General features: G+C 69.1%; 2 pseudogenes. One reads left to right on the top strand and one right to left on the bottom strand.

Annotated elements, in window-relative coordinates:
• Positions 1–1,009 (bottom strand): annotated as a pseudogene (locus ACSFA3_RS23435) (TraG/VirB4 family ATPase); the annotation flags it as partial.
• A gap of 108 nt (positions 1,010–1,117) precedes the next feature.
• Here ACSFA3_RS23435 and ACSFA3_RS23430 point away from each other — a divergent pair.
• Positions 1,118–1,372, top strand: a pseudogene (locus ACSFA3_RS23430) (PhoX family protein); the annotation flags it as partial.

Below are 1,372 nucleotides of genomic sequence, written 5' to 3'. Positions count from 1 at the left end.
TCGAGCGCATCGAGCACCGACAGCGGCTCGTGCGCGCGAACGGCGACTGCAGCACCGAGGCCTGCACGCGGTCGAGCGCGCGCTGGTCCTCGGGCGAGCCCGCGCCGGCAAACGCCAGCGCCACCGGCCCGAGCCCGAGCTCGAAGACCCGGTTGCCAAGGCGCGACTGGTAGTAATAGTCGCGTTTGGGCTGCGCCGTGGCGACGATCTCGATCTGCCGGCTGTTGAGCCCGAAGCCCTCGTAGATCACGCGGATCTGCGGTTCGGTGGCCTGCGGGTTGGGCAGGAAGATCCGGCTCGCGCAGCTCTCCACGATCGCCGGCGCGATGCTGGAGTTCTGGATGTCGGCCAGGCTCTGCGTGGCGAAGACAACCGAGACGTTCTTCTTGCGCAGTGTCTTGAGCCACTGGCGGATGCGCGCGGCGAACACCGGGTCATCGAGGAACAGCCAGGCCTCGTCGAGAATCAGGAGGGTCGGCGCGCCGTCGAAGCGTTCGTCGAAGCGCTCGAAGAGGTAGCCAAGCACGGCCAGCACCGCGGCCTTGCTGTGCATCAGCTCCTCCATCTCGAAACACTGGACGGAGGAGACCACCAGCCGGTCCCGGTCCGCGTCCAGCAGCCGCCCGTGCGCACCGCCGAGCACGTAGGGCGCCAGCGCCTGGCGCAGGGTATTGGACTGCAGCAGCACCGCGAGGCCCGTCATCGTGCGTTGCTCCAGCGGCGCGGTGGCGAGGCTGGCCAGCGCGGACCACACCATCTCCCGCTCGGCCGGCCCGACCTCGAGGCCCTCCTGCCGAAGCCGCCCTTCCACCCACTCCGCCGCCCAGGTGCGGTATCTGTCCTGGTCAATGCGCGCGAGCGGCTGGAAGGCGATCTCTCCATCGGTACCGAGGTCGTAGTGCTCGCCGCACAGCCCGAGGACCGTGGCGCGCATCGAGCGCCCCATGTCGAAAGCCAGGATGCGCGAGCCTGCATAGCGGCGGAACTGCAGCGCCAGCGTGGCGAGCAGCCGCACTGGGGCGGCTTCTTCTGAGTTCTTGTTACATGGTCCGTGTCATGCGGAATTCACGAGGCGGCGACACTATGCTCGGCTCCGCAACCCCACGACGACAAGAACATGGCCAAAGACTTCGCCCGCATGGAGGACTCCAACCCGTCCGCCAACCCCACGATCCACGAAGTGTCCGACCCGAAGCGGCGCATGCTCGTGCAAGGCGGCCTCGCTGCCGCGATTGCCGGACTGTTCGGCCCGCTCGCCGGCTGCGCGGCAACGGGGGGCACGGCGGGTTCGCTGGGCCGGGCCATAGGCTTCAAGAGCGTGCCGATGGCCGCCGTCGACACCGTGGTCGTGCCCGAGCCGCCCGACCGCGCG

It is taken from the genome of Variovorax glucosi (genome assembly GCF_051216695.1).
Classification (GTDB): domain Bacteria; phylum Pseudomonadota; class Gammaproteobacteria; order Burkholderiales; family Burkholderiaceae_C; genus Variovorax.
Note: the sequence above shows the minus strand (reverse complement) of the source record. Positions and strands in the feature narration are given on the sequence as shown.